Here is a 2,165-nt window from a genome sequence, read left to right as displayed (position 1 = left end):
CCGCTTGCGTACCGCGAGCACGCCACCGAACCCGACGAGGTCGCCCAGACCTACGAGGTCGAGTTCGCGCCGGCGAACGAGGCCGCGCTGATCGCCCTGCCCGGCACCACGGCCACGGTCCATCTCGAGCTCGAGGAGACCGTCGATACCCCGCTGATCACCCTGCCGGCCAGCGCTCTGGACAACGACGAGGCGGGCGATTTCCGGGTCTGGGTGTTCGACCCGGAGGACGGCGTGGTCACCCCGCGCACGGTGAGTGTGGGCGAGACGCTGGAAGATCGCGTCCTGATCACCGCAGGTATCGAGGCCGGCGCCCAGGTGGTGGCCGCCGGCGCCCACCGGCTGCGCGACGGCATGCGCGTCAAGCCGCTCGACGCTGCGCTGTAGGGGGCTCAATGGATATCGCCAAACGTTCGATCGAGAAGCCGATCAATACCTGGCTGATCGTGGTGATCTGCCTGCTCGGCGGCCTCTGGGGGTTCAACACCGTCGGCAAGCTCGAGGACCCCTCGTTCACCATTCCCTACGCCATCGTCAACACGCCCTACCCCGGCGCCACCGCCGAGGAGGTCGAGGAGGAAGTCACCGAGCGCCTGGAGCGGGCGATTCAGGAGATGCCCCAGATCGACGTGCTGGATTCCAAGTCGCTGCCCGGGCGCTCGGAGATCCAGGTCGAGATCGCGGATACCTACGGCAGCGACGAGCTGCCCCAGATCTGGGACGAGCTGCGCCGCAAGGTCAACGACGCCCAGGCGGACCTGCCCCAGGGGGTGGCCGGCTCCCAGGTCAACGACGACTTCGGCGAGGTGTACGGACTCTTCTACGCGGTGACCGCCGAGGGCTTCACCACCCGCGAGATCCGTGACATCTCCACCTTCCTGCAGCGTGAGCTGCTGGCGGTGCCCGGAGTGGCGCGGGTCACCTCCGCTGGCGAGCGCGAGGAGAGCATCTACATCGATATCGCCAACGAGCGCCTGACGACGCTGGGCATCCCCATCGACCAGGTGATCAACACCATCCAGACCGAGAACGCGGTGGAGGACGCCGGGGCCCTGCGGGTGGGCGACCGCCAGGTACGCATCGTGGCGCGCGCCAGCATCGACAGCACATCGCTTCTGGAGTCGATCCGCATCGGCCGCCCCGGCACCACCGAGCAGGTGGCGCTCGCGGACATCGCCACCGTCTACCGCGCCCCCACCGAGATCCCCGACCACGCGGTGCTCTACAACGGCGAGTCTGCCTTCACGCTGGGCATCGCCGGGGTCGCCACGGCCAACATCATCGAGATCGGCGAGGCGGTCGAGGCGCGGATGGACGAGCTTCAAAGCCGCATTCCGCTCGGCGTCGAGCTGCACCCGCTCTACGAGCAGCACAACGTGGTGAACGACGCGATCAACGACTTCCTGATCAACCTGGCGATGTCGGTGGCGATCGTGATCGGCGTGCTGTGCCTGATCATGGGCTGGAAGATCGGCGTGGTGGTGGGCAGCACCCTGCTGCTCACGGTGCTGGGCACGCTGTTCGTGATGGGGCTTTTCAACATCGAGATGGAGCGTATTTCGCTCGGCGCGCTGATCATCGCCATGGGCATGCTGGTCGACAACTCCATCGTGGTCGCCGAGGGCATGGTGACCAACATTCGAGACGGCCAGAAGGCCAAGCGCGCGGCGAGTGCGGCGGCCAAGCGCGCCCAGATGCCGCTGTTCGGTGCCACGCTGATCGGCATCATGGCGTTTGCCGGCATCGGGCTTTCCGATGACGTGACCGGCGAGTTCATGTTCTCGCTGTTCGTGGTGATCCTGGTGTCACTGATGCTGAGCTGGCTGCTGGCGCTAACCGTCACGCCGCTATTCGGCTACTACCTGCTGCGCAAGAAAGGCGAGGAGGACGGGGAGGACAAGGAAGAGAGCGAACGCGAGAGCGAAAACACCGAGCGCGACGGCGATGATCGAAAGGAGGACGGCTACGGCGGCCTCGTCTACCGGATCTACCGCAAGCTGCTGCTCGGGGCGCTGCGCATTCGCATGCTCACCGTGGCGGCCCTGGTGGTGATCACCGGAGTCTGCATGTGGGCCTTCACGCTGGTGCCGCAGTCGTTCTTTCCGGATTCGAGCACGCCGATCTTCTTCGTCAACTACGAGCTCCCCCAGGGTACGGACATTCGC

At 66.2% G+C, this 2,165-nt stretch carries 1 protein-coding gene and 1 pseudogene; both read left to right on the top strand.

The window, feature by feature from the left end; genetic code table 11:
- Positions 1-387, top strand: a pseudogene (locus BIS11_RS15875) (efflux RND transporter periplasmic adaptor subunit); the annotation flags it as partial.
- An 8-nt stretch (positions 388-395) separates the two neighbouring features.
- The coding region (locus tag BIS11_RS15870) for an efflux RND transporter permease subunit (protein ID WP_253586517.1) at positions 396-2,165 on the top strand (1,770 nt) is incomplete at its 3' end.

It is taken from the genome of Halomonas sp. 707D4, from assembly GCF_024158685.1.
Lineage (GTDB): Bacteria > Pseudomonadota > Gammaproteobacteria > Pseudomonadales > Halomonadaceae > Vreelandella.
The sequence above is the reverse complement of the archived record's forward strand: the minus strand, read 5'-3'. Positions and strand labels throughout refer to the sequence as shown.